Source organism: Streptomyces alboflavus (genome assembly GCF_000716675.1).
Classification (GTDB): Bacteria; Actinomycetota; Actinomycetes; order Streptomycetales; family Streptomycetaceae; genus Streptomyces; species Streptomyces alboflavus.
Genome location: NZ_JNXT01000025.1, coordinates 16,661 through 41,079 on the forward strand (window position 1 = coordinate 16,661; position 24,419 = coordinate 41,079).

A 24,419-nucleotide genomic window follows, 5' to 3' on the forward strand; every position below is an offset into this window, starting at 1 on the left:
GCCGGGCGCGGCACGTCCCGGCGCTAGGCGTAGCTCACCTCGACCCGTCGCGTGCCCGCGGGGACATGCACGTCGTCGCCGCTCACCGGCAGCTCGCGGCCGTCCGCCGATGCCGACCGCACGCTGCCGAAGCGGCACGGGTAGACGTACCGGACCCGCTCCGGGGCCCGGGTGACGTCCACGGTCACCGTGCGCGCGCCCGCGTCGTGCGTGAGCCGGTAGCCGAAGGGCGCGCCGAACAGCGTCGGAGCGTCCTCGACCGTCACCGCGTCCCCGTCCGGCACCCAGTGCGGACGCACGCCCGGGGCGATGTACAGATGCGGATCGCGGTCCTCGTCGGCCTCGAAGAGCAGGATGTCGCGGAGCAGCAGCAGATACTCCGCGGCGGCCCAGCCGTGCGGGATGTCCCCCATGTACCAGTGCCGGTGGGGGACTTCGGTGAAGCCCGACGCCACGGGGAACGCGTGCTGCTCGTTCCACGCGCCGAGCGCCACCGCCCGGTCGTCGACGCGCGCCATGGAGGCGGCCACGGCCCAGCCGAGCAGCGCGTCCATCCGCGCCGGGTCCCCGGCGAGCAGATACGCGTGCGCCAACTGCGTGGTCAGATAGGGCCCGTAGGCGTTCCAGGCCGCCTCGTGCCGGAAGCCGCCCGTCACGAACCGGCCGTACATGGTGTCGAGGGTCCAGCGCGCCGCCCGGTCGACGTCGTCACCGAGCTTGTTGCCCATGTGCAGGCGCAGCGGATGGAAGTACGCCGCCGCGCCGATCATCGTCGAGTCGCGCCGTCCCACGTCGCCCGGCCCGGTCGGGATGTACGTCTCCCACTCGCCGCGCCGCCGCTGCTCCGCGAGGACCCAGCGGATCGACGCCGCCGTGGCCTGCTTCAAGTCGTCGAAGGCGGCCCACAGTTCGCGCACGTCCGGGGTGCCGAGACGCTCGGCGAGCCGGGCCGCCTCGTACAGGCCCGCGAGGCCCCACAGGTCGTCCCAGTAGTGCGGTTTGTCGCGCTCGCCCAGGTGCTCGGCGCTCCAGCCGCTGTGCAGCAGGCCGTTCCCGTCCCGGTTGTCGCGCAGCCAGCGGGCGCCGTCGATGACGTACGGCGTGTACAGCTTCGCGCCGAACGCGGCCGAGCTGCCCGCCGTGCGGTCGTAGCGGCCGATTGCCCACAGCGCCTGGCCGTTGCTGTCCCACTCGTGGTCGTCCCGCTCGTGCGGACCGCCGTAGAAGCCGTACTCCGCGCACGGCCCGATCCGGCCGGTGCCGCGGTTGAACCGCCCCGGATAGTGCGTGCCCAACTGGTGCTCCGCGAGCGCCGCGTCCCCCACCAGGGAGCACGCCGTGGCCTCCACCGAGGAGTCGCGGATCCAGAACGAGTCGTACACCGTCGGACCCGGGTGGATCTCCCCGTGGTCGGAGAGGACGAGCAGCTGCGAGCGCGCCTGCCGGAACAGGTCCGTCAAGTGGGCCACCGGCCCTGGCAGTCCGGGCTGCACGCCCTGCCCGAGGAGCTTCGCCGACCAGAACGCCCGGTTGGCCGCGGCCAGGTCGGCGGCGGGCGTGGCCCGCAGCTCCGCGAGGTCGGCCGCCCCGCTGTACAGGTCGACGGGCAGCCGCACGTCGACCTCGAAGACCTCGTCGCCCGCGAGCCGGAACGGCCACGCGAACGCGGCGCTGCACAACCCGGCGACCTGGTCCTGCGCCTGCAGTGCGGCGTTCAGCTTGCCGTCGACGGCCAGGTCGTGGAACGGGCTGCGCGCCAGATACGTGGCCGGGTCGAGTGAGAAGTCCGGGTTGCCGTACACCCCGTAGTACTCGGGCGCCGTGTCGAACGCCGGGCCCCAGCCGCTGTTCGTCTCCACCCGCGCCTCGTCGGGCAGATAGCGCAGGAACGTCAGCCGCCGGTCGGTGCCGGAGGGGGCGCGACGGTCGTGCCGCTGGAAACCGCTCGGCCCCGCGGGCAGCACCGCCGCGCACAGCCAGCCCTCGCGCGCGGGCCCGCCGGGCCCCGTGACGCTCAGCCGGGTCACCGTGAGGTCCCGCTGCCGCGGCCCGACCGGCACCGCGAACGTCCGCTGGGTGAAGGCGACGCCGTCCGTCCCGCGGAACGTCGTCACGACCTCCGGCACATGCGGCGCCTCCATGTGCTGCGTGACCGTGCCGCACTCCGCGAGCTGCGGCACCCCGACGGTGCCCGTGGCCGGGTCGTACAGGAAGAACGCCAGGCAGTACTTGTCGTACACCGGCTCGATCTCCCCGGCCTGCCCGACCAGGGACTCCTGGCGATGGTCCTTGACGCCCACCATGTGCCAGTAGCGGTAGAGCGCGTTGGAGGCGAAGGCGGCCTCCCGTGACTCGTACGTGCCCGCGTCGAAGTCGTCGCTCCAGCGCCGGAAGGCGGTCTGTGCCCACCAGGGCACGGGGTACGGCACCCGTGCCCGGTCCGCCCAGCTGCGCCACATGACCTCGTAGAACATCCACTCATGGGTCCGTGCCACTCCCGTGCACCCCCTGCGGTCGACGGCGGCTGTGTCCGTCCGCTCAACTCCGACCAACATGGCACCGCGGGCAGGGGGCGTAAATGGGGTTCCGGGTCAGCCCCGCGCGGCCATGCGCGCCTTGCGGGCGGCCAGGCGCTCGTCGAACTTCGAGGCCTCCGCGTCCAGGCCGCCCATGAAGAGGCCGAGCTCCTCCTGGGCGCGGGCGCCCTCGGGGCCGAGCCCGGGGACCTCCATGACCTTGAGGAAGCGCAGCACGGGCTGCAGCACGTCGTCGTGGTGGATGCGCAGGTTGTAGACACCGCCGATGGCCATCTGCGCGGCGGCGCGCTCGAAGCCGGGGATGCCGTGTCCGGGCATGCGGAAGCCGACGACGACGTCCCGTACGGCGCACATCGTGAGGTCGGGGGCGAGGTCGAAGGCGGCGCGCAGCAGGTTCCGGTAGAAGACCATGTGGAGGTTCTCGTCGGTCGCGATGCGCGCCAGCATCCGGTCGCAGACGGGGTCGCCGGACTGGTGGCCGGTGTTGCGGTGGGAGATCCGCGTGGCCAGCTCCTGGAACGCGACGTACGCCACGGAGTGCAGCATCGAGTGCCGGTTGTCCGACTCGAAGCCCTCGCTCATGTGCGCCATGCGGAACTGCTCGAGCTGGTCGGGGTCGACGGCGCGGGACGCGAGGAGGTAGTCGCGCATCACGATGCCGTGGCGGCCCTCCTCGGCGGTCCAGCGGTGCACCCAGGTGCCCCAGGCGCCGTCGCGGCCGAAGAGCGAGGCGATCTCGTGGTGGTAGCTGGGGAGGTTGTCCTCGGTGAGCAGGTTGACGACGAGGGCGATCCGGCCGATGTCGGTGACCGGCGACTGCCCCTTCTCCCAGGCCTCGCCGTCCTCGAAGAACCCGGGGAAGTTCCGGGCGTCGGAGAACGGCACGTACTCGTGGGGCATCCAGTCCTTGGCGACGCCCAGGTGCCGGTTGAGCTCCTTCTCGACCACTTCTTCCAGGGCGTACAGGAGCCGGGCGTCGGTCCATGTGTCCGTGCTGCCGAGGTGGGAAGGGGTGATCGTCACGGGGGCTCCTGGGGACGGGAGGGGGAGGGGTGCGGTGCGAGGGGGGAACCACGGCACCGCGAGCGGCGTACCTACGGCATCGTAGGTTACGTTCCCGTAGGTTAAGCCCTCCGTAAAGAGCTCCCCGAACCGGGTCCCGCCGGAGCCCCCGGTTCCGCCGTCAGCGCACCCCGCTCCCGGGCGCCCCCACGGCCCGCCGAAGATGCTCCGCGGTGTGCGAGCCGCGCGCCCCGAGCAGCTCCCGCGGCGTCCCCTCGAAGACGATCCGCCCGCCGTGCTTGCCGCCCTCGGGCCCCAGGTCGATCACCCAGTCCGCGTGCTTGACGACGTCCAGGTTGTGCTCGACGACGAGCACGGTGTTCCCGGCGTCCACGAGCCGGTCCAGCATCGCGAGCAGTCCGTCCACGTCGGCCATGTGCAGTCCGGTCGTCGGTTCGTCGAGGACGTAGGTGGTGCCGGTGCGGTGCAGCTGGGTGGCGAGCTTGATGCGCTGGCGCTCGCCGCCGGAGAGCGTGGACAGGGGCTGCCCGAGGGTGAGGTAGGTCAGGCCGACGTCGCGCAGGGCGTGCAGCCGGCGGCGTACCGCCGGGTCGGGGAAGTCAGCGAAGAAGGCCAGCGCCTGCTCGGCGGTCATGTCCAGGAGGTCGACGACGGAGCGCCCGCCCACGGTCAGCCGCAGCACCTCGTCCTTGAAGCGCCTCCCCTCGCAGGCCTCGCACGTCGTGGTGACCGGGTCCATGAAGGCCAGGTCGCTGTAGATGATCCCACGGCCCTGGCAACTCTCGCACGCGCCCCGGGAGTTGAAGCTGAACAGACCCGGCTCGGTGCCCGTCCGCCTCGCGAAGAGCGCCCGGATCCGGTCCATGATCCCCAGATACGTCGCCGGGGTCGACCGCCCCGAGATGCCGATGGACGACTGGTCGACGGCCACGGCGTCGGGGTGCTGCTCCAGGAAGGCCCGGGACACCAGCGTGCTCTTGCCGGAGCCCGCGACACCGGTGACGGCCGTGAGCACCCCGGTCGGCACCCGCACGCTCACGTCCTTGAGGTTGTGCAGATCGGCCCCCTTGATCCACTCGCCCCCGACGGGCTCGCGCGGGTGCTCCTTGACGCCGCTGGTGCGGCGCAGGCAGCGGCCCGTGAGGGTGTCGGCGGCCCGCAGCTCCTCGGGGGTGCCCTCGAAGACGACGAGGCCGCCGTCGCTGCCCGCGGCCGGGCCCATGTCGACGATGTGGTCGGCGAGGGCGATCACGTCCGGGTCGTGCTCCACCACGAGCACGGTGTTGCCCTTGTCGCGCAGGCGAAGCAGCAGGTCGCCGAGGCGTCCCACGTCCCGCGGGTGCAGGCCGACGCTGGGCTCGTCGAAGATGTACGTCATGCCGGTGAGGCTGGAGCCCAGGTGGCGCACCATCTTCAGGCGCTGGCCCTCGCCGCCGGAGAGCGTGGACGTCTCGCGGCCGAGGCTCAGATAGCCGAGGCCGATCGCCTCGATGCGGCTCAGCGCGGCGACGGCGGCCCCGGCGATCGGCCCGGCCACCGGGTCGTGGATCCGGCCGAGCGCCGCGATCAGGTCGGTGACCTCCATGCGCGCGCAGTCGGCGATGGACAGGCCGCCGATGCGGCTGGCGAGGGCGGCCGGGTTCAGGCGGGCGCCGTCGCAGGCCGGGCAGTGGCCCTCGACGAGGAAGGGCTGCACCGTGTCGCGGGTCTTCTGGGACAGCGCCGACAGGTCGCGGTGCAGATACAGCCGCTCGAAGCGGTCGGCGAGGCCTTCGTAGGCGGTGGGGTGGGAGCCGCCGGCGGTGTCGACGGTGACCTTGGCGGCCCGCGCGCCGCGTCCGCCGCCGCGCATCAGGAACTGCCGTTCCACCGCGGTGAATTCACCGACCGGCTTGTGCGTGTCGAGGTCGGTGGTGTTCGTGTACGTCTGGCCCTGCCAGGTCCCGGCGGCGAACGGCGGGAACAGGATCGCGCCGCCCGCGAGGGACTTGGCGGGGTCCAGGATGCGGTCGTAGTCGGGCCGCACGGTGTGGCCGAGCCCGGCGCACTCGGGGCACATCCCGCTCGGGTCGTTGAACGAGTACGCGGTGGCCGGGCCCGCGCTCGGGGTGCCGTGCCGCGAGAACAGGACCCGGATCGCCGAGTAGATGTCGGTCATCGTGCCGACGGTGGAGCGGGAGTGGCCGCCGATCGGCTTCTGGTCGACGACGATCGCGGGCGCGAGGTCCTCGATGGCGTCCGCGTGCGGCCGCTCGTACTTCGGCAGCCGGTTGCGGATGAACCATGTGAACGTCTCGTTGAGCTGGCGCTGCGACTCGACGGCGATCGTGTCGAAGACGACCGACGACTTCCCGGACCCCGACACCCCGGTGAAGACCGTCAGACGGCCCTTCGGGATGCGCAGGTCCACCTCCTTCAGGTTGTTCTCACGGCCTTTGCTGATGGTGATGTGCTGGTGGTCCGACGGCGGGTGCGGTGGGTGACTGGCTGCTCGCATACACGTGAAGCTAACCGGGATACCCGACAGCTTCTGTCGTGATTTACGCGGTGATCCGCGAGCTGTCGACCACCTCCGCCGCCGCCTCCTCGGCTTCCTCCTCCGCGTCCGCGCCCTTGGTGCTCTCGATGAACTCCGTGATCGCCGCGAGGTCCCCGAACTCCTTCAGCTCCCCGTCGAGCAGCAGCCAGCGGGTGATGCCGATGGACTCCAGGAACGGCAGGTCGTGACTGGCCACGATCAGCGCGCCCTCGTAGCTCTCCAGGGCGGTGGACAGCTGCCGGACGCTCGCCATGTCGAGGTTGTTCGTCGGCTCGTCGAGCATCAGAAGCTGCGGCGCGGGCTCGGCGAGCAGCAGCGCGGCGAGCGCCGCCCGGAACCGCTCGCCCCCGGAGAGGGTCGCGGCCCGCTGGTCGGCCTTCGCGCCCTTGAACAGGAAGCGGGCCAGGCGCGCCCGGACCCGGTTGTTCGTGGCGTCGGGCGCGAACCGGGCGACGTTCTCGGCGACGCTCAGCTCGTCGTCGAGTACGTCGAGACGCTGCGGCAGGAAACGCAGCGGGACGTGCGCCCGCGCCTCCCCGTCGAGCGGTTCGAGTTCGCCGCCGATCGTCCGCAGCAGCGTCGTCTTGCCCGCGCCGTTGCGGCCGACGAGCGCGATCCGCTCGGGTCCGCGCAGATCGAACCCGCCCTTCACCCGCGCCCCGTAACGGAGCGTCAGGTCGAGGAGCGTCAGGACGGTGCGGCCCGGCGGTACCGCGGTGTACGGCAGGTCGACGCGGATCTCGTCGTCGTCCCGCACCGCCTCGACGGCGTCGTCCAGGCGCTCCTTGGCCTCGCTCAATTTCTCCTCGTGCATGATGCGGTGCTTGCCCGCGGACACCTGGGCGGCCCGCTTGCGCGCTCCCATGACGATCTTCGGCTCGCGCTTCTGGTCGTTCATCTTCTGGCCGTACCGCTTGCGGCGGGCCAACTTGACCTGGGCGTCGACGAGTTCGCGCTTCTGCTTGCGCAGGTCGGATTCGGCGACGCGCACCATGCGCTCCGCGGCCTCCTGCTCGACGGCGAGCGCCTCCTCGTACGCGCTGAAGTTGCCGCCGTACCAGGTCACTTCGCCGTCGCGCAGGTCGGCGATGTGGTCGACGCGGTCGAGCAGCTCCCGGTCGTGGCTGACCACGACGAGCACACCGGACCAGGCGTCGACGGCCGCGTACAGGCGCCGGCGGGCGTGCAGGTCCAGGTTGTTGGTGGGCTCGTCGAGCAGCAGGACGTCGGGCCTCCGCAGGAGCAGCGCGGCCAGGCGAAGCAGCACGGATTCGCCGCCGGACACCTCGCCCGTGGTCCGGTCGAGGCCGATGTGGCCGAGGCCGAGCTGGTCGAGGGTCGCCGTCGCGCGCTCCTCGACGTCCCAGTCGTCGCCGACGGCCGTGAAGTGCTGTTCGCTCGCGTCGCCCGCCTCGATGGCGTGCAGGGCGGCGCGGGTGGCGGCGATGCCGAGCACCTCGTCCACGCGCAGGGTGGTGTCCAGGGTGACGTTCTGCGGCAGGTAGCCGACGTCGCCCGCGGTGCGGACGGCCCCTTCGGCGGGCGTCAGTTCACCCGCGACGAGCTTCAGGAGGGTCGACTTTCCCGAGCCGTTGCGGCCGATCAGACCGGTCCTGCCGGGGCCGAACGCGACCTGGAAGCCGTCGAAGACGCTGGTGCCGTCCGGCCAGTTGAAGGCGAGCGACGTGCAGGTGATGGAGGTGGTGGGGGACAAGGACATACAGGCCTCGCGGTTGCTTGTGGTGCGGCGGGTGTGGGCAACGTGTGCGGGACACCGCGAGGGCCGTGCGTGCGTCGGCTCGCCGCCGGGGCGCCGGGAGTGCCGGGGCCGGACGGCGGGGGAGGACGGCGGGGGCGGTCACGCCGGAGGGCCGGAGAAAGAAGAAGGCCCGGTGCCGGAACGGACGGCTCGTACGCCGAGGTCGCACACATCGTGCGCAGCGGGGAACTCACCCAGGGCGGGGAGTTCGTCGACAGCTGCGACGCGGTGTCTCAAGACCTCAGACGAGCAACGTCCTTCTCCAATCGACGGCAACAGAACCGCTATACACCGTAGAAGTGGTGCGGGGGTCTGTCAACGGGCTTTTTCTGCGGGCGGGGCTTTTGCGGGTGAAGCTTCCGCGCGCGGGGCTTCTGCGGGCGGGGCTTCTCCGGGCGGGGCGCACCGGCGCTCCTGCCCGGTGGCCTCCACCACCAGCGTGCCGGTCCGGACGGCCGGCGCGCAAAGGAGTTTCCGCTCGGCGGGACGGTGAGCGGTGATGTCGGATTGTCGCCAGACCCCGCCCCGCGCCCCTGCTTGAGTACCGGCCATGACGAACCAGCACGCCACCGCGACCGCCTTCCGCGCCCTGCACACCCCCGGCGCCCCGCTCGTCCTGCCCAACGCCTGGGACCTCGCGAGCGCCCGCGTCGTCGAGTCGGCCGGTGCCGCCGCCGTCGCCACCACCAGTGCGGGCCTCGCCTGGGCCCTCGGCGCCGCCGACGGGGACCGGCTGTCCCGGGACCGGGCGCTCGCCGCCGTCGCCGCCCTCACGGCCGCCGTCGACGTGCCGGTGACCGCCGACATCGAGAGCGGTTACGCGAAGGACGCGGCGGGTGTCGCGGACACGGTGCGCGCCGTCCTCGCCACCGGGGCGGTGGGCGTGAACATCGAGGACGCGCTGTACGGGGCGGCCGAGCCGTTGCGGCCCGTCGCCGAGCAGGCGGAGCGGATCGCGGCCGCGCGCGGCGCCGCCGACGCGGCGGGCGTGCCGCTGTTCGTGAACGCGCGCGTCGACACCTACCTGCGGGGCGTCGGCGACGGTCCGGACGCCCGGCTCGCGCTGACCCTGGAGCGGGCCGCCGCGTTCCTCGCCGCGGGCGCGGACGGGGTCTTCGTGCCCGGCGCGGTGGCTCCGGACACGGTCAAGGCGCTGGTCGAGGGCGTCGACGGGCCGCTGAACGTGATGGTGGGTCCTGGCGCCCCGGCGGTCGCGGAGCTGGCCGGTCTCGGCGTCGCGCGCGTCAGCGTCGGCTCGGGCATCGCGCAGGCGGTGCACGCCCTGGTCCGCGGTGCCGCGCGGGAGCTGCTGACCGAGGGGACGTACGCGTCGCTGGCGGGCGGGCTCGACTACGGGGAGCTCAACGGTCTTCTGGGGCGCTGAGGCGGGCCGCTGAGGCGGGCCGCAGGGGCGGGGGAGGTGCGGTGGGTGGCTGAGCTGCGGCCGTCGGCTCAGGTGCGGCCGTCGGCTCAGGTGTGACGGTCGGCTGAGGTGCGGCGGGCGGGGCCGGGGCCGGGGCGGCCCCGGCTCAGCACGCGTCGCGCATCAGGTCGGCCAGGTCCTGGTCCAGGTCGACGTGCAGGTGCTCCTGCCCCGCAGGGACGAGGGCCGTCGTCCGCTGGAGGAAGTGGCGCAGGTCGCCCGTCTGGACGTGCACGATGGCGGTGCCCTCGGGGGCGTGGAACTCCAGGACCGTGCGGTCGTAGCCGTACGGCCGCACGCGCACGTCGCCGTCGCCCACCGCGTTCTCCACGCCGTGCGTGAGCAGCTCGCGGGCGAACGTCCAGTAGACCTCCACGCCCTCCAGCGTCGCCGGGGCGGGGAAGCTCATGCGGACGGCGAAGGGGTCGCGCCCGTCGTAGTGCAGGGTGGCGGGAATGGTGGGCATCCGGGGCGCGGCGGCGACCAGGCGGGCCTCAACGGCTTGCTCGATGACAGTGGACAACGCCTGCTCCCTCAACTCTGACGGCTGGACGACTCTGACGGCTGGACGACCTGGGTGTGCACGACCGGGGTCGGACACTTGAATAGACGTCGGAAACGGAGGATCCGTGCACGCGAGGACCCCTCTGGAGCGAGTGACCTCTGTCACCGCGACACCCGGGTACCACGACCGGTTCCCGTCGACCCCCGCTCGGGCGACCGCCGAAAGGCTCAGTACCGCCATCTGGACGAGGCCCTGGGGGTGGGCTAGCTTCGGCCCGCCATGAGGGCCACGGGGCAGCTGGACCGGGAGGGGCGTGCGATGCGTGAGGTACGGAAGATACGGGCGGGGTTGGCGATACGTACGGGGAATGCGGAATGTCCTGGGCAGGAGGCGGCCCCGGTGCGGTCCCGGTGGGCGAGCCGTGGCGTGTGGGCCGGTCTCGGCGCGGCGGCTCTCGCGCTGACGTCGGTCGCGGCGGTGCCGCCCGCGCAGGGTGAACCGTCGGCCCCGGCCGTGCCGAGTACGGCGGCCGGCACGTCGGCCTCCCTCACGCCCGGCGAACGGACCGCCGCCGCACCCGCAACCGGCGCCACGCACCACCCGACCCGCCCCGCCTGGTCGCTCAAGCCCACCGGCACCGACGCCCGCTTCCGCGGCCTCGCCGCCGTGAGCCGCAGCACCGCGTGGGCCGCGGGGACGAAGGGCACCGTGCTGCGCACGACCGACGGCGGCGCGAGCTGGCGGAACGTGTCACCGCCCGGGGCGTCGGCGCTCGAGTTCCGGGACGTCGAGGCGTTCGACGGGCGCCGTGCCGTGGTGCTCGCGATCGGCGAGGGCGAGGCGTCCCGGGTGCTGCGCACCGACGACGGCGGCGCGACCTGGACGGAGTCCTTCCACAACACCGACCCCAAAGCGTTCTACGACTGCATGACGTTCTTCGACCGCCGTCACGGCCTGGCGATGAGCGACCCCGTGAACGGCAAGTACCGCATCCTGTCGACCAGGGACGGCGGCCGCTCCTGGAAGGTCCTTCCCGACAAGGGCATGCCGAAGGCGCAGGAGGGCGAGTCGGGGTTCGCCGCGAGCGGCCAGTGCCTGGTCAGCTCGGGCCCGCGCGACGTGTGGCTCGCGACCGGCGGAGCCGCCCGCGCACGGGTGCTGCACTCCGCCGACCGGGGCCTGACGTGGACCGCCACGGACGCCCCGATCCCGGGCGGCGACCCCGCGCGCGGCGTCTTCGGCCTGGCCTTCCGCGACCGCGCGCACGGCATCGCGGTCGGCGGCGACTACCGCGCCGACCAGCAGTCGCCCCGCGCCGCCGCGACGACCACCGACGGCGGCCGCACCTGGCGGCCCGCCGCGAAGCCCGTCCCCGCGTACCGCTCGGGCGTCACCTGGCTGCCGCACACCCGCCGCTCCGCCCTCGCGGTCGGCCCCACGGGCACGGATCTCACGACGGACGGCGGCCGCAGCTGGCGGACGGTCGACACGGGTTCGTACGACACCGTCGACTGCGCGCGGGACCTGGGCTGCTGGGCGGCCGGGGAGAAGGGGCGGGTGGCGCGGCTCGAACGGGGCTGAGGGCACCGGCGCGCGGCGGCTGCCGCCGGGCTCAGCCCGGCAGCTGCTGCCGGTAACCGGCCAGCTCGGGTGCCGTCTTCGTCGCCAGGAACTCCGTGATGCGGTACGCGCACACACCGCCGACGGTGAACGGGTCGCTCGCCGCCAGCTTCTCGATCTCCTCCCGGCTCTCGCCCACGGCCAGGATCACGCCGCCGTCGCGCGGGTTCTTGCGCCCCGACGCGATGAAGACCCCGGCCGCGTACTGGGCGTCCAGCCAGGCGACGTGGTCGGCGAGCAGGGCGTCGACGCGGTCGACGGGGGCGGTGTAGGTCAGCTCCATGACAAACATGATCGAGAGGCTACCCGGGCCAGGCCGCCGTCCCCGCCGACCCATCGGACAGGCCCTAGGCTCGGCCCACCATGAACACGACCACCACCACCACGATCCCGCCCCTGCCCGCCGACTGGCCCACGGACGAGGCCGCGGCCCGCGCCGTCCAGGACGCCCTGCGTCAGCGGGTCGTACGCGACGAGCCGGGGCCCCGGCCAGGCACCGGACACGTCGCGGGCGTGGACGTCGCCTACGACGACGAGCGCGACGTGGTCGCCGCGGCCGTGGTGGTGCTCGACGGGGCGAGCCTGGAGGTCGTGGAGGAGGCGACGGCGGTCGGCCGGGTCGCCTTCCCGTACGTGCCGGGCCTGCTGGCGTTCCGGGAGGTCCCTGCGGTGCTCGCGGCCCTGGAAGCGCTGACGGCCGACCCGGGGCTCGTCGTGTGCGACGGCTACGGCGTCGCGCACCCGCGCCGCTTCGGGCTCGCGAGCCACCTCGGCGTGCTGACCGGACGGCCCACGATCGGCGTCGCCAAGAACCCGTTCACCTTCGCGTACGAGGCGCCGGGCGCCGCACGCGGCAGCGCGGCGCCGCTGCTCGACGGCGCGGAGGAGGTCGGCAGCGCGCTGCGCACCCGCGAGGGCGTCAAGCCGGTGTTCGTGTCGGTGGGCCACCGCGTGACCCTCGCCGACGCCCGCGCCCACACCCTCCACCTCACCCCGCGCTACCGCCTGCCCGAGACCACCCGCAGAGCGGACGCGCTGTGCAGGGCGGCCCTGCGGGAGGCGACGGGCGGCTGACGGGGCGGCACCCGGCCCCGGGCGCCGCCCGGCCCGAGGCGGGCTCCACGGCCGCCCCGGACCCGGCCGCCCCGGACCCGGCCCACGCACCCGTCAGCGCACCGCCGCCACACGGAACCCGATCCCCGCGTCCATGAGGCGCCGGGTCAGCGCGTCGCCCATCGCCACTGCCGTGGTCACCTGGCCCGCGACGGCGGGCAGTTCGTCCAGGGCCAGGGACATCGCGCCCTCGGCGAGGATCTTCGCGGTCTCGCCGTAGCCGGGGTCGCCGCCCCACACCTCGGTGTACACGCGCCTGCCGCCGCCCTCGCCGACGAAGCGCATGGAGAACCAACTGGTCGCACGGCGCGCCGCGTCGGGCCCCTCGCCGGGCTTGAGGAGGCCGCCGAGCCAGCGCCGCACCGGCGGCACCTGGGCCACGGTGAACAGCGCGCCCGCGGCGGCCACCCCGCCGATGGCGACGGGGAGCGACTTCACGGCGGCGTAGTGGCGGTAGCGGAAGTCGGGGCCGTAGCGGGGCAGGGCCCGCGCCGAGCGCGCCACGATCTGCGGGTCGATGGTCGGCAGCGGCAGCGCCCAGGCACCGACCTCCCCGGCGTAGCGGGGACCGCTCGCCGGGGTGGAGGCGCGGCGCTCCACGAGCCGTGGCTCGTGCCGTCGCCGGTCCCGCGCGGCGGCCAGCATCTGCGGCCCGCGCGCGAACTGCTGCAGGGCGGAGGAGAACGTACCGCCGGAGAAGCGCGCGTCGGCGCTGATGAACCCGTCGACGCGCAGCGGCACGTCCTGAGGGAGCTGGCGCACGGTGTAGTACGCGCCCAGGTCGTGCGGCACGGAGTCGAAGCCGCAGGCGTGCACCAGGCGCGCGCCGGTCTCCCGCGCGCGGGCGTCGTGCCGCACGTACACGAGGTCCACGAACTCGGGCTCGCCGCACAGGTCGACGTAGTCCGTGCCGGTCTCCGCGCACGCGGCCACGAGGTCCTGCCCATGGCTGAGGTAGGGGCCGACGGTGCTCGCCACCACGCGCGCCCCCGCCGCAAGCTCCCGCAGGGCCACCGGGTCGGTCGCGTCCGCGTGCACGACGGGCAGCTCCGCGCAGCCGGGACGGTCCTCGGCGAGCCGCTCCCGCAGGCGGCGCAGCTTGGCCGCGTCCCGCCCCGCGATGGCCCACCGCAGGGTGTCGGGGGCGTGCGCGGAGAGGTACTCGGCGGTCAGCGCCCCCACGAAACTCGTCGCTCCGAAGAGCACGATGTCATAGGGACGGTCCTTGTCATGACTGGTCATGGCACCTCTCAGCCGTGTGTCCCGCGCCGTTGTCGGTGGCTGAGGCTAGCGTGAACGAGCGGGCCCCGAACGAGGAGGTGCCATGGCGGACACGGCAGGACCGCAGGCGGGCGATCCGGAGCGACCGAAGAAGCAGAAGCGGCCGTCGAAGGCCGCGCTGGCCAAGTGGGAGCGGGTGCGGGGCTTCGCGCTCGGCCTCCCCGGCGCCACCGAGGAGTTCCCCTGGGGCGAGACCGTCGCGAAGGTTCACAAGAAAGTGTTCGTCTTCCTCGGCGTCGACGACGGCAGCTATCCCATGGGTGTCACCGTCAAGCTCACCGACGAGGCGGCGCACGCCCACGCGCTGACCGCCCCGGGCGCCGAACCCGCAGGGTATGGCCTCGGCAGGTCCGGCTGGGTGTCGATCCCGCTGGAGGCCAAGGGCGCCCCGGCCGCGGACCTCCTGTGCGACTGGGTCGAGGAGAGTTATCGGACGATCGCACCGAAGAAGCGCGTGGCGGAACTGGAGGAGCGCGGCACATGAGGCCGCACGCCCCCACGCGGCCCGTGCGGAGCGCTCCGCCGCGCCCTGCCAGGACCCGCCCCGGCCGGCCCCTCGGCTAAGCGCTTGCTCGTCAGGGGCTTGTGCGGAGTGGAACGCGTTCTTAGCATCACTGGTGTTACATCGGTTGTGTCACAGCGCTGGGGGCTCAATGGCAGTGCCGGACAAGGGCGTTCACGGGCCGCTCGCCGGGGTGCGCGTGGTCGAGCTGGCGGGCATCGGGCCCGGCCCGTTCGCCGCCATGCTGCTCGCCGACCTCGGCGCCGACGTGGTGCGCGTCGACCGCCCCGGCGGCGGCGGACTCGCGATCGACCCCGCGTACGACATCACGAACCGCAACAAGCGCAGCGTCGTCGTCGACCTCAAGTCCCCCGATGGCCCGGCCCGCGTCCTCGACCTGGTCACCCGCGCGGACGTGCTGATCGAGGGCTATCGCCCGGGCGTCGCCGAGCGCCTCGGCGTCGGCCCCGAGCCCTGCCACGCCCGCAATCCGCAGCTGGTCTACGGCCGCATGACGGGCTGGGGCCAGGAGGGCCCGCTCGCCCAGCGCGCCGGGCACGACATCGCGTACATCGCCCTCACCGGCACCCTCGGCATGATCGGCGCGCCCGGCGAGCCGCCCACCGTCCCCGCGAACCTCCTCGGGGACTACGCGGGCGGCTCGCTGTACCTGGTCGTCGGCGTCCTCGCCGCCCTGCACCACGCGCGCGCCACCGGCGCCGGACAGGTCGTGGACGCCGCCATCGTCGACGGCACGTCCCATCTGTCCTCGATGATCCGCGGCATGGTCGCGGCGGGCAGCTGGCAGGACCGCAGGGGCGCGAACCTCCTCGACGGCGGCTGCCCGTTCTACGGGACGTACGAGACCGCCGACGGCGAGTTCATGGCCGTCGGCGCCCTGGAGCAGCAGTTCTACGACGAGTTCATCGCGCTCATCGGCCTCGCCGAGGTCGCCCCGGCGCGCAAGGACCTCGCGCGCTGGGGCGAGCTGCGCGAGGCGGTGGCCGCCCGGTTCCGGACGCGTACGCGCGCGGAGTGGACGGCGCTCTTCGAGGGCTCCGACGCCTGCGTGGCGCCCGTGCTCTCGCTGGGGGAGGCCCCGCACCACCCGCACCTCGCCGCCCGCGGCACGTTCACCGAGCACGGCGGCATCACCCAGCCCGCGCCCGCGCCGCGCTTCTCCGCGACGCCCACGTCCGTGCGCTCGGGGCCCGCGCGGCCCGGCGCCGACACGGCGGCCGTGGCCCACGACTGGGACGTACCGGACCTGCTCGCCCCGCACGCACCGGACCCGGCAGCACCCGCCCCGCACCACCCCGGCCAGGAAGGCGCCTGATGGAGATCTCCACCCCGCTCGCCTACGCGGGCGACCCCCGCGCGGGCGCCGACGCCGTCGCGGCCCTGGAACGGGCGGGCCTCGACGCCGTCTGGGTCGCCGAGGCGTACGGCTTCGACTCGCCCACGATCATGGGCTATCTGGCCGCCCGCACCGAGCGCATGCGCATCGGCGCCGGGATCCTCAACGTCTACTCGCGCACCCCCGCCCTCATCGCCCAGACCGCCGCCGGGCTCGACGCCGTCTCCGGGGGCCGCGCCATCATCGGCCTCGGCGCGTCCGGGCCGCAGGTCGTCGAGGGCTGGCACGGCAAGGCGTACGACAAGCCGCTCGGCCGCACCCGCGAGACCATCGAGCTGACCCGCCGCATCCTGCGCCGCGAGGTCATCGACCACCACGGCATCACGGACATGCCGCTCCCCCCGGAGCGGGGCAGCGGCCTCGGCAAGCCCCTGAAGATCCTCACCAGGCCGGTCCGCCCCGAAGTGCCGCTGTACGTCGCGTCCCTGGGGCCCGCGAACGTCCGCATGACCGCCGAGATCGCCGACGGCTGGCTGCCCACGCTCTTCCTGCCGGAGAAGGCGCACGAAGTCTGGGGCGCGCCCCTCGCCGAGGGCCGCGCCCGGCGCGATCCGGCGCTCGGCCCGCTCCAGGTCGTCGCGGGCGGACTGCTCGCCATCGGCGACGACGCGGCGGCGGCCCGCGACCTCGCCCGGCCGCAGATCGCCCTCTACGTCGGCGGCATGGGCGCGGTCGGCAAGAACTTCTACAACGACCTGGCGGTCGCGTACGGCTACGAGAAGGAGGCCGCGCGCATCCAGGAGCTGTATCTGGCCGGGCACAAGAAGGAGGCCGAGGCCGCCGTGCCCGACGAGTTCTGCGAACTGATGTCGCTGTGCGGCCCCGCGGAGTACGTGCGCGAACGCGTCGAGGTGTTCCGCGCCGCGGGCGTCACCATGCTGAACGTCGTTCCGGTCGGCCCCGACCCGGCCGGACTCATCGAAACCGTCAAGGGCTGGCTCTAGGGCCGGGGAGGTCACTGACACATGCAACGGCAGCTCTTCGACCCCGAGCACGACGCGTTCCGCGAGACGGTCCGCACCTTCCTCGCCAAGGAGGTCCTTCCGCACTACGAACAGTGGGAGAAGGACGGCGTCGTCTCCCGCGAGGCCTGGCTCGCCGCCGGGCGCCAGGGCCTGCTCGGCCTCGCCGTGCCCGAGGAGTACGGAGGCGGCGGCAACCCCGACTTCCGCTACGCCGCCGTCCTCGCCGAGGAGTTCACCCGCGCGGGCGCCGCGGGCCTCGCCGTCGGCCTGCACAACGACATCATCGGGCCGTATCTGACCGGCCTCGCCACCGACGAGCAGAAGCGCCGCTGGCTGCCCGGCTTCTGCTCCGGCGAGACCATCACGGCGATCGCCATGACCGAGCCCGGCGCGGGCTCCGACCTCCAGGGCATCCGCACGACCGCCGAGGACAAGGGCGACCACTGGCTGCTCAACGGCTCCAAGACGTTCATCTCCAACGGCATCCTCGCCGACCTCGTCATCGTCGTCGCCAAGACCACCCCCGAGGGCGGCGCCCACGGCCTGTCCCTGCTCGTCGTCGAGCGTGGCACGGCCGGCTTCGAACGCGGCCGCAACCTCGACAAGATCGGCCAGAAGGCCCAGGACACCGCCGAGCTGTTCTTCAACGACGTGCGGGTGCCCAAGGAGAACCTGCTCGGCGAGCTCAACGGCGCCTTCGTGCACCTGATGACGAACCTCGCGCAGGAGCGCATGGGCATCGCCGTCGCCGGGATCGCCGCCGCCGAGTACCTGCTCGAGATCACCACCGCGTATGTCAAGGAGCGCGAGGCCTTCGGGCGCCCGCTGGCCAAGCTCCAGCACATCCGGTTCGAGATAGCCGAGATGGCCACCGAGTGCGCCGTGACCCGCACCTTCCTGGACCGGTGCATCGCCGACCACTCCGCGGGCACGCTGGACGCCGTGCACGCCTCCATGGCCAAGTGGTGGGCCACCGAGCTGCAGAAGCGGGTCGCGGACCGCTGTCTGCAACTGCACGGCGGCTACGGCTACATGACGGAGTACCGCGTCGCGAAGGCGTTCACCGACGGCCGGATCCAGACCATCTACGGCGGCACGACCGAGATCATGAAAGAGATCATCGGCCGCTCGCTGCTCGGCTGACCCCACCCCTCCCGGACACCCCCGAAAGGCTCTGGCGTGACCACCGAAGCGTATGTGTACGACGCGATCCGCACCCCGCGCGGACGCGGCAAGGCCAACGGTGCCCTGCACGGCACCAAGCCGATCGACCTCGTCGTCGGTCTCATCCACGAGATCCAGGCCCGCTTCCCCGGCCTCGACCCGGCCGCCATCGACGACATCGTGCTCGGCGTGGTCGGCCCCGTCGGCGACCAGGGCTCCGACATCGCGCGGATCGCCGCCATCGCCGCCGGACTGCCCGACACGGTCGCGGGCGTCCAGGAGAACCGCTTCTGTGCCTCGGGCCTCGAAGCGGTCAACCTGGCCGCCATGAAGGTCCGTTCGGGCTGGGAGGACCTGGTGCTCGCGGGCGGCGTCGAGTCGATGTCGCGGGTGCCGATGGCCTCCGACGGCGGTGCCTGGTTCGCCGACCCGATGACCAACTGGGACACGAACTTCGCGCCCCAGGGCATCGGCGCCGACCTCATCGCCACGATCGAGGGCTTCAGCCGCCGCGACGTCGACGAGTACGCGGCCCTCTCCCAGGAGCGGGCCGCCGCGGCCTGGAAGGAGGGCCGCTTCGAGCGGTCCGTCGTGCCCGTCAAGGACCGCAGCGGCCTCACCGTGCTCGACCACGACGAGCACCTGCGCCCCGGCACCACCGCCGACTCCCTCGCCAAGCTCAAGCCGTCCTTCAAGGACATCGGCGACCTGGGCGGCTTCGACGCGGTCGCGCTGCAGAAGTACCACTGGATCGAGGAGATCGACCACGTCCACCACGCGGGCAACTCCTCCGGCATCGTCGACGGCGCCTCGCTGGTCGCCGTCGGCACCAAGGAGGTCGGCGAGCGGTACGGCCTCGCGCCGCGTGCGCGGATCGTCTCCGTGGCGGTGTCGGGCTCCGAGCCGCTGATCATGCTGACCGGGCCCGCGCCCGCGACGCGCAAGGCCCTCGCCAAGGCCGGGCTCACCATCGACGACATCGACCTCGTCGAGATCAACGAGGCCTTCGCGGCGGTGGTGCTCCGCTTCGTCAAGGACATGGGCCTGTCCCTGGACAAGGTCAATGTCAATGGCGGGGCGATCGCGTTGGGCCATCCCTTGGGGGCGACCGGGGCGATGATCCTCGGCACGCTCGTGGACGAGCTGGAGCGGCGTGACCTGCGGTACGGGCTTGCGACGTTGTGCGTCGGAGGCGGGATGGGCATCGCGACGATCGTCGAGCGGCTGTAGGGCTAGTCGCCGTAGGGGCTAGGGGTGCGTCGCCGACCGCGGGTGCGTCGTGGTTGCTCGCGCAGTTCCCCGCGCCCCTGAAAGGCGCACTCCGTGCGCCTCTTGAGGCGCGGCGGAACCGCTTGCCTCAGGGGCGCGGGGAACTGCGCGACCAGCCCCCACCGGCGGCCAGTCGGCAACGAGACAGTACCGCCCTCCCCGGAATCCGCCCGCCACAGACTTCACGGAGACAAAGACATGACCGCAAGCACCACCATCCGCTGGGAACAGGACGACACCGGCGTCGTCACCCTCGTCCTCGACGACCCCAACCAGTCCGCGAACACCATGAACCAGGCGTTCAAGGACTCCATCGCCGCCATCGCCGACCGCGCCGAGGCCGCCGTCCAGGCGGACAAGGACGCCATCCGCGGCTTCATCTACACGTCCGCGAAGAAGACCTTCTTCGCGGGCGGCGACCTGAAGGACATGATCCAGGTCGGCCCCGAGAACGCCCGGGTGGCGTTCGAGACCGGCACCGCCATCAAGAACTCGCTGCGCCGCATCGAGACCCTCGGCAAGCCCGTCGTCGCCGCCCTCAACGGCGCGGCCCTCGGCGGCGGTTACGAGATCGCCCTCGCCAGCCACCACCGCGTGGCCCTCGACGCGCCCGGCTCCAAGATCGGCCTGCCCGAGGTCACCCTCGGCCTGCTGCCCGCGGGCGGCGGCGTCACCCGCACCGTACGCCTCATGGGCATCGCCGACGCGCTCCTGAAGGTGCTGCTCCAGGGCACCCAGTACAACCCGAAGCGAGCCCTGGAGAACGGCCTCGTGCACGAACTGGCGGCCACCCCCGAGGAGATGATCGAGAAGGCCCGCGCCTTCATCGACGCCCACCCCGAGTCGCAGCAGCCCTGGGACGTCCCCGGCTACCGCATCCCCGGCGGCACCCCGGCGAACCCGAAGTTCGCCGCCAACCTGCCCGCGTTCCCCGCCAACCTGAAGAAGCAGCTGGCGGGCGCCCCCTACCCGGCTCCGCGCAACATCCTCGCGGCCGCCGTCGAGGGCTCCCAGGTCGACTTCGAGACCGCCCTGACCATCGAGGCCCGGTACTTCACCGAGCTGGTCACCGGCCAGGTCTCCAAGAACATGATCCAGGCGTTCTTCTTCGACCTCCAGGCCGTCAACGCGGGCAGAAACCGCCCCCAGGGCATCGAGCCGCGGACCGTCCGCAAGGTCGCCGTGCTCGGCGCCGGGATGATGGGCGCGGGCATCGCCTACTCCTGCGCCCGCGCGGGCATCGAGGTCGTCCTCAAGGACGTCTCCGCCGAGGCGGCGCAGAAGGGCAAGGCGTACTCGGAGAAGCTGTGCGCCAAGGCCGTCTCCCGGGGGCGTACCACCCAGGAGAAGGCGGACGCGCTGCTCGCCCTCATCACGCCTACCGCCGACCCGCAGGACGTGGCGGGCTGCGACGCCGTGATCGAGGCCGTGTTCGAGGACCCGGCGCTCAAGCACAAGGTGTTCCAGGAGATCCAGGACATCGTCGAGCCCGACGCGCTGCTGTGCTCCAACACCTCGACGCTGCCCATCACCGCGCTCGCCGAGGGCGTCGCCCGGCCGGTCGACTTCATCGGCCTGCACTTCTTCTCGCCCGTCGACAAGATGCCCCTCGTGGAGATCATCAAGGGCGAGCGCACCGGCGAGGAGGCCCTGGCGCGCGCCTTCGACCTGGTCCGCCAGATCAACAAGACGCCCATCGTCGTCAACGACTCGCGCGGCTTCTTCACCTCGCGCGTCATCGGGCACTTCATCAACGAGGGCGTCGCGATGGTCGGCGAGGGCATCGAGCCCGCCTCGGTCGAGCAGGCCGCCGCCCAGGCCGGCTACCCCGCCAAGGTCCTCTCCCTCATGGACGAGCTGACCCTCACCCTGCCCCGCAAGATCCGCAACGAGTCCAAGCGGGCCGTCGAGGAGGCGGGCGGCACCTGGCCCAGCCACCCCGCGGAGGGCGTCATCGACCGGATGATCGACGAGTTCGGGCGCACCGGCCGCAGCGGTGGCGGCGGCTTCTACGAGTACGGCGAGGACGGCAGGCGCACCCGTCTGTGGCCCGGCCTGCGGGAGCACTTCACGAAGCAGGGGCACGAGATCCCGTTCCGTGACATGCAGGAGCGGATGCTGTTCTCCGAGGCGCTCGACACGGTGCGGCTCATGGAGGAGGGCGTCCTGACGTCGGTCGCCGACGCCAACATCGGCTCCATCTTCGGCATCGGCTTCCCCGGCTGGACCGGCGGCGTCCTGCAGTACATCAACGGCTACGACGACGGCGCCGGGCTGCCCGCGTTCGTGGCCCGCGCGCGGGAGCTGGCCGAGCGCTACGGCGAGCGGTTCGCGCCGCCCGCGCTGCTCGTGGAGAAGGCCGAGCGGGGCGAGCGGTTCAGCGACGCCTGACCCGGCGCCGTACACAGGGGGAGTGGCTCAGGTCTCCTTGAGCCACTCCCTCAGCTCTTCCTTCAGCGACCGCTGAAACGCCGTCACCAGGGCCTGCACCACCATCGGCTGCATGTGCGCCGACAGGGACCGCATCGCGGCGACGTGCTCGGGGTCCGACTCCCGCTCGCGGCAGGCGTCCCCCACCTCGTCCCGGAAGAGCCGCGACAACTCGTGCGCCGCCGCGCGCGCGTGCTCCATCAGGACCGTGCGCGAGGCCAGGATCGTCTCGTGCGCGATCGGCACGTCGAGGAGCTGCACACCGAGCCGCAGCAGCCCGGTGTCCACCCGCAGCCGGTCCTCCGCCTCCGCCGCGCGGCCCACCACGCCCATCGCCGCGAGCCGGTCCAGGTCCGCGTCCGACAGGGCCCGGCCCGCCCGCCGCTCCAGCTCGGCGCGCGCCATGTCCTCCGCCGCGTCCGGCGCCCACGAGGCCACCACCGCACGGTGGATGGCCAGGTCGTGGGCGCTCAGGTCGGGCGGCAGCTGCTCCAGGTAGCGCTCGATGGCGGCGAGCGTCATGCCCTGGTGCTGCAACTCCTCGATGAGGGCGAGGCGGGACAGATGCTCCGGGCCGTAGTGGCCCACGCGGCGCGGGCCGATCACCGGTGGCGGCAGCAGGCCCTTGGTGCTGTAGAAGCGGATCGTGCGGACCGTGACGCCCGCGCGGGCGGCCAACTCGTCGACGGTGAACGTCGATTCCTCCGCCGCCGCGGAAACGTCCGCCGCGGCGGACTCCTCCGTCGCCGCGGACCGCTCCATGTCCGTCGTCATCGCGGCTCCTCACCTCCCCGGCTGCTGCACCAATGCGGTGCAACAGTATTGCTGTGCCACCACTGTTGTGAAAGCCTCCGGGCCAGTCACGCCACGTAGCCGATGACGAACCCACGGTGTCAGGAGGCGGTTTCATGACCACGATCCTGCGGCTTCCCGCAGACCCGGCCCGCATCACCTTCCCCGCCCTGCTGCTGCGCAACGCCGAGGACCACCCCGGACTCCCCGCCCTCTCCTGGCGCGAGGGCACCGGCTGGACGACGCTCACCTGGAGCGAGGTGCGCCGCAAGACCGCCGTCCTCGCCGCCGGGTACGCCGCGCTCGGCGTCGGGCGCGGCGAGCACGTCCTGATGATGATGGGCAACACCCCCGAGCACTGGCTGAGCGACCTCGCCCTGGTCCACCTCGGCGCGGTCCCCGTCACCGTGTACGGGACGTCGGCGCCCGAACAGATCGCGCACATCGTCCGGCACAGCGGCGCCCGCGTCGCGATCGTCGAGGGCGCGCGGGAGCTGCCCCGCTGGGAGCCCCTGCTCGACGACCCGACGGCGCCGCTCGAACGCCTCGTGGTCGTCGACCCGGCCGCCGCAGGACCGCACCGGACGTACGGCTCGCTGCACGCCGCCGGCGCCCGCCTGTTCAGCCCGGACACCTTCGAGAAGACCTGGCGGGAGAGCCGGGCCACGGATCCGCTGACCGTCGTCTACACCTCGGGCACGACCGGCGATCCCAAGGGCGTGCGCCTGACGCACGGCATGGTCGTGGGCAACGGCACCGCCCTGGACTCCGTGATCGAGTTCCCCGAGCACGTCGGCCACATCTGCTACCTGCCGTTCGCGCACATCGCCGAGCGCATGCTCGGGATCTATCTGCCGCTGCTCCGCGCCGCCCACGTCTATCTGTGCGCCGAGCCGACGCAGGTCGCCGCCACCGTGCGGGAGCTGCGCCCGCACCAGTTCTTCGGCGTGCCGAGGGTGTGGGAGAAGCTCGCCGCGGCCGTGCGGGCGGCGCTCGCCGGGCTGCCCGAGGAGCGGCGCCGGGCGGTGGCGGCCGCGAACGAGACGGCCCGCGCCCACGTGGCCTGCCGCGAACGCGGCGAGGAGCCGTCCGCCGAGCTGGCGGCGGCGTACCGCGAGGCCAAGGAGGGGGTGCTCGACCCGCTGCTCGCGCTGGCCGGGTTCGACCGGCTGCTGTGGACGGCCAGCGCGGCGGCTCCGATGCCGGTGGACGTGGTCCGCTTCTGGGCGGGCTTCGGCCTGGTCGTCATGGACGCGTGGGGGCTGACCGAGACGACGGGCGTGGTCACCATCAACAGCCCCGCGGCCTTCAGGATCGGCTCCGTGGGCAAGCCGCTGGCGGGCATGGAGGTGCGCGTCGCCGACGACGGCGAGGTCATGGTGCGCGGCCCGTTCGTCTTCGCGGGCTATCTGCGCGGCGAGGGCCACGGCGGCGGGGTGGACGGCGGCTGCGACGCGGACGGCTGGTTCGCGACCGGCGACATCGGGCACCTCGACGACGACGGCTTCCTCTGGATCACCGACCGTAAGAAGGAGCTGATCGTGACGTCCACGGGCAAGAACGTCGCGCCCGCGCTCGTCGAGAACGCCCTCAAGGAGCACCCGCTCGTCGGCCAGGCCCTCGTCCACGGCGACGGCCGCTCGTACCTGGTGGCGCTGCTCGTCCTGGACCCCGAGATGGCACCCGCGTGGGCGGCCGCCCACGGCATCGACACCACCCCCGGCGAACTCGCCGACCACCCCGTCGTGCGCGCCGAGGTCGACCGCGCCGTCGAGGCGGCCAACGCGCGCCTGAACCGCACCGAGCAGATCAAGAAGTACCGGCTGCTCGACAAGGAGTGGAGCCCGGAGTCCGGGGAGCTGACGCCGTCCCTGAAGCTGCGCCGCCGCGTCATCAGAGACAAGTACGCCGACGTCATCGAGAGCATGTACACCGAGTGACGTAGGCCTGTACAGACGCCGCCCACCATGTGAGAAGTGCCGCTATGTGATGTGCGCCACCGCATCCGGAACCATCCCTGAGGGAAGGTGTCGCGTTGGTCCGCGCACGTCAGGGGTGCCGCGGACCCGCAGCACATCCG

At 72.8% G+C, this 24,419-nt stretch carries 18 protein-coding genes; 10 read left to right on the forward strand and 8 right to left on the reverse strand.

Annotated features, from left to right (window positions below; all coding sequences use genetic code 11):
* Positions 1-23 precede the first annotated feature (23 nt).
* From OO63_RS20315 to OO63_RS20330, 4 genes are all read right to left on the reverse strand, one after another.
* Positions 24-2,495, reverse strand: a complete 2,472-nt coding sequence (locus OO63_RS20315) for a prenyltransferase/squalene oxidase repeat-containing protein (protein WP_078619246.1) — start codon at positions 2,493-2,495, stop codon at positions 24-26.
* A gap of 96 nt (positions 2,496-2,591) precedes the next feature.
* The gene (locus OO63_RS20320; RefSeq protein WP_030356989.1) at positions 2,592-3,560 is read right to left on the reverse strand and encodes an acyl-ACP desaturase; all 969 of its coding nucleotides are present in this window, start codon (positions 3,558-3,560) and stop codon (positions 2,592-2,594) included.
* Between the two features lie 160 nt (positions 3,561-3,720).
* Positions 3,721-6,057, reverse strand: coding sequence for an ATP-binding cassette domain-containing protein (locus OO63_RS20325; RefSeq protein ID WP_051811016.1), 2,337 nt, complete (start codon positions 6,055-6,057; stop codon positions 3,721-3,723).
* 43 nt (positions 6,058-6,100) lie between these two features.
* Positions 6,101-7,819, reverse strand: a complete 1,719-nt coding sequence (locus OO63_RS20330) for an ABC-F family ATP-binding cassette domain-containing protein (RefSeq protein WP_199819450.1) — start codon at positions 7,817-7,819, stop codon at positions 6,101-6,103.
* 589 nt (positions 7,820-8,408) lie between these two features.
* Between OO63_RS20330 and OO63_RS20335 the strand changes: the two genes are divergently transcribed.
* Positions 8,409-9,242 carry an isocitrate lyase/PEP mutase family protein gene (locus tag OO63_RS20335; RefSeq protein ID WP_030356992.1) on the forward strand — a complete coding sequence of 278 codons (834 nt, stop codon included), beginning with the start codon at positions 8,409-8,411 and terminating at the stop codon, positions 9,240-9,242.
* Between the two features lie 145 nt (positions 9,243-9,387).
* Here OO63_RS20335 and ssgD read toward each other — a convergent pair whose 3' ends face one another.
* On the reverse strand, positions 9,388-9,804 hold the full coding sequence (gene ssgD, locus OO63_RS20340) for a spore wall synthesis regulator SsgD (protein WP_030356993.1): 417 nt from the start codon (positions 9,802-9,804) through the stop codon (positions 9,388-9,390).
* 381 nt (positions 9,805-10,185) lie between these two features.
* Here ssgD and OO63_RS20345 point away from each other — a divergent pair, with 381 nt between their 5' ends.
* Positions 10,186-11,367 carry a WD40/YVTN/BNR-like repeat-containing protein gene (locus tag OO63_RS20345; RefSeq protein WP_106983287.1) on the forward strand — a complete coding sequence of 394 codons (1,182 nt, stop codon included), beginning with the start codon at positions 10,186-10,188 and terminating at the stop codon, positions 11,365-11,367.
* 31 nt (positions 11,368-11,398) lie between these two features.
* Here OO63_RS20345 and OO63_RS20350 read toward each other — a convergent pair whose 3' ends face one another.
* Positions 11,399-11,698: a YciI family protein gene (locus tag OO63_RS20350; protein ID WP_030356995.1), complete on the reverse strand. Its 300-nt coding sequence runs from the start codon at positions 11,696-11,698 to the stop codon at positions 11,399-11,401.
* Positions 11,699-11,769: 71 nt separating this feature from the next.
* Between OO63_RS20350 and OO63_RS20355 the strand changes: the two genes are divergently transcribed.
* The gene (locus OO63_RS20355; RefSeq protein ID WP_030356996.1) at positions 11,770-12,480 is read left to right on the forward strand and encodes an endonuclease V; all 711 of its coding nucleotides are present in this window, start codon (positions 11,770-11,772) and stop codon (positions 12,478-12,480) included.
* 93 nt (positions 12,481-12,573) lie between these two features.
* On the opposite strand, the gene OO63_RS20360 is transcribed toward OO63_RS20355, so the two are convergent.
* Positions 12,574-13,761, reverse strand: coding sequence for a saccharopine dehydrogenase family protein (locus tag OO63_RS20360; RefSeq protein WP_030356997.1), 1,188 nt, complete (start codon positions 13,759-13,761; stop codon positions 12,574-12,576).
* A gap of 82 nt (positions 13,762-13,843) precedes the next feature.
* On the opposite strand from OO63_RS20360, the gene OO63_RS20365 reads away from it, so the two are divergent.
* The 6 genes from OO63_RS20365 (at position 13,844) to OO63_RS20390 (ending at position 21,508) form a co-directional block, all read left to right on the forward strand.
* Entirely contained in the window at positions 13,844-14,284 is a 441-nt protein-coding gene (locus OO63_RS20365; protein WP_030356998.1) for an MmcQ/YjbR family DNA-binding protein, read from the forward strand.
* 169 nt (positions 14,285-14,453) lie between these two features.
* Positions 14,454-15,638: a CaiB/BaiF CoA transferase family protein gene (locus OO63_RS20370; RefSeq protein ID WP_051811017.1), complete on the forward strand. Its 1,185-nt coding sequence runs from the start codon at positions 14,454-14,456 to the stop codon at positions 15,636-15,638.
* Positions 15,638-16,663, forward strand: coding sequence for an LLM class F420-dependent oxidoreductase (locus OO63_RS20375; protein WP_030357000.1), 1,026 nt, complete (start codon positions 15,638-15,640; stop codon positions 16,661-16,663). The genes OO63_RS20370 and OO63_RS20375 overlap by 1 nt, the downstream gene beginning before the upstream one ends.
* A gap of 21 nt (positions 16,664-16,684) precedes the next feature.
* Entirely contained in the window at positions 16,685-17,827 is a 1,143-nt protein-coding gene (locus OO63_RS20380) for an acyl-CoA dehydrogenase family protein (RefSeq protein ID WP_030357001.1), read from the forward strand.
* Between the two features lie 36 nt (positions 17,828-17,863).
* Entirely contained in the window at positions 17,864-19,078 is a 1,215-nt protein-coding gene (locus tag OO63_RS20385) for an acetyl-CoA C-acetyltransferase (RefSeq protein ID WP_030357002.1), read from the forward strand.
* 237 nt (positions 19,079-19,315) lie between these two features.
* Complete coding sequence (locus OO63_RS20390) at positions 19,316-21,508, forward strand: 3-hydroxyacyl-CoA dehydrogenase NAD-binding domain-containing protein (protein ID WP_030357003.1); 2,193 nt, start codon at positions 19,316-19,318, stop codon at positions 21,506-21,508.
* 27 nt (positions 21,509-21,535) lie between these two features.
* Here the strand turns inward: OO63_RS20390 and OO63_RS20395 are convergent, their stop codons facing one another.
* On the reverse strand, positions 21,536-22,309 hold the full coding sequence (locus tag OO63_RS20395) for a MerR family transcriptional regulator (protein WP_051811022.1): 774 nt from the start codon (positions 22,307-22,309) through the stop codon (positions 21,536-21,538).
* Positions 22,310-22,455: 146 nt separating this feature from the next.
* Here OO63_RS20395 and OO63_RS20400 point away from each other — a divergent pair, with 146 nt between their 5' ends.
* Complete coding sequence (locus OO63_RS20400) at positions 22,456-24,279, forward strand: AMP-dependent synthetase/ligase (RefSeq protein WP_030357005.1); 1,824 nt, start codon at positions 22,456-22,458, stop codon at positions 24,277-24,279.
* Positions 24,280-24,419 lie beyond the last annotated feature (140 nt).

What these genes read in the sequence shown, in the direction of transcription:
- OO63_RS20395 (WP_051811022.1), bottom strand. Translation starts at nt 22,309, where the DNA reads ATGGAGCGGTCCGCGGCGACGGAGGAGTCCGCCGCGGCGGACGTTTCC.
- OO63_RS20370 (WP_051811017.1), top strand. Translation starts at nt 14,454, where the DNA reads ATGGCAGTGCCGGACAAGGGCGTTCACGGGCCGCTCGCCGGGGTGCGC.
- OO63_RS20365 (WP_030356998.1), top strand. Translation starts at nt 13,844, where the DNA reads ATGGCGGACACGGCAGGACCGCAGGCGGGCGATCCGGAGCGACCGAAG.
- OO63_RS20375 (WP_030357000.1), top strand. Translation starts at nt 15,638, where the DNA reads ATGGAGATCTCCACCCCGCTCGCCTACGCGGGCGACCCCCGCGCGGGC.
- OO63_RS20360 (WP_030356997.1), bottom strand. Translation starts at nt 13,761, where the DNA reads ATGACCAGTCATGACAAGGACCGTCCCTATGACATCGTGCTCTTCGGA.
- OO63_RS20400 (WP_030357005.1), top strand. Translation starts at nt 22,456, where the DNA reads ATGACCACGATCCTGCGGCTTCCCGCAGACCCGGCCCGCATCACCTTC.
- OO63_RS20355 (WP_030356996.1), top strand. Translation starts at nt 11,770, where the DNA reads ATGAACACGACCACCACCACCACGATCCCGCCCCTGCCCGCCGACTGG.
- OO63_RS20390 (WP_030357003.1), top strand. Translation starts at nt 19,316, where the DNA reads ATGACCGCAAGCACCACCATCCGCTGGGAACAGGACGACACCGGCGTC.
- OO63_RS20350 (WP_030356995.1), bottom strand. Translation starts at nt 11,698, where the DNA reads ATGTTTGTCATGGAGCTGACCTACACCGCCCCCGTCGACCGCGTCGAC.
- OO63_RS20335 (WP_030356992.1), top strand. Translation starts at nt 8,409, where the DNA reads ATGACGAACCAGCACGCCACCGCGACCGCCTTCCGCGCCCTGCACACC.
- OO63_RS20325 (WP_051811016.1), bottom strand. Translation starts at nt 6,057, where the DNA reads ATGCGAGCAGCCAGTCACCCACCGCACCCGCCGTCGGACCACCAGCAC.
- OO63_RS20380 (WP_030357001.1), top strand. Translation starts at nt 16,685, where the DNA reads ATGCAACGGCAGCTCTTCGACCCCGAGCACGACGCGTTCCGCGAGACG.
- OO63_RS20330 (WP_199819450.1), bottom strand. Translation starts at nt 7,819, where the DNA reads ATGTCCTTGTCCCCCACCACCTCCATCACCTGCACGTCGCTCGCCTTC.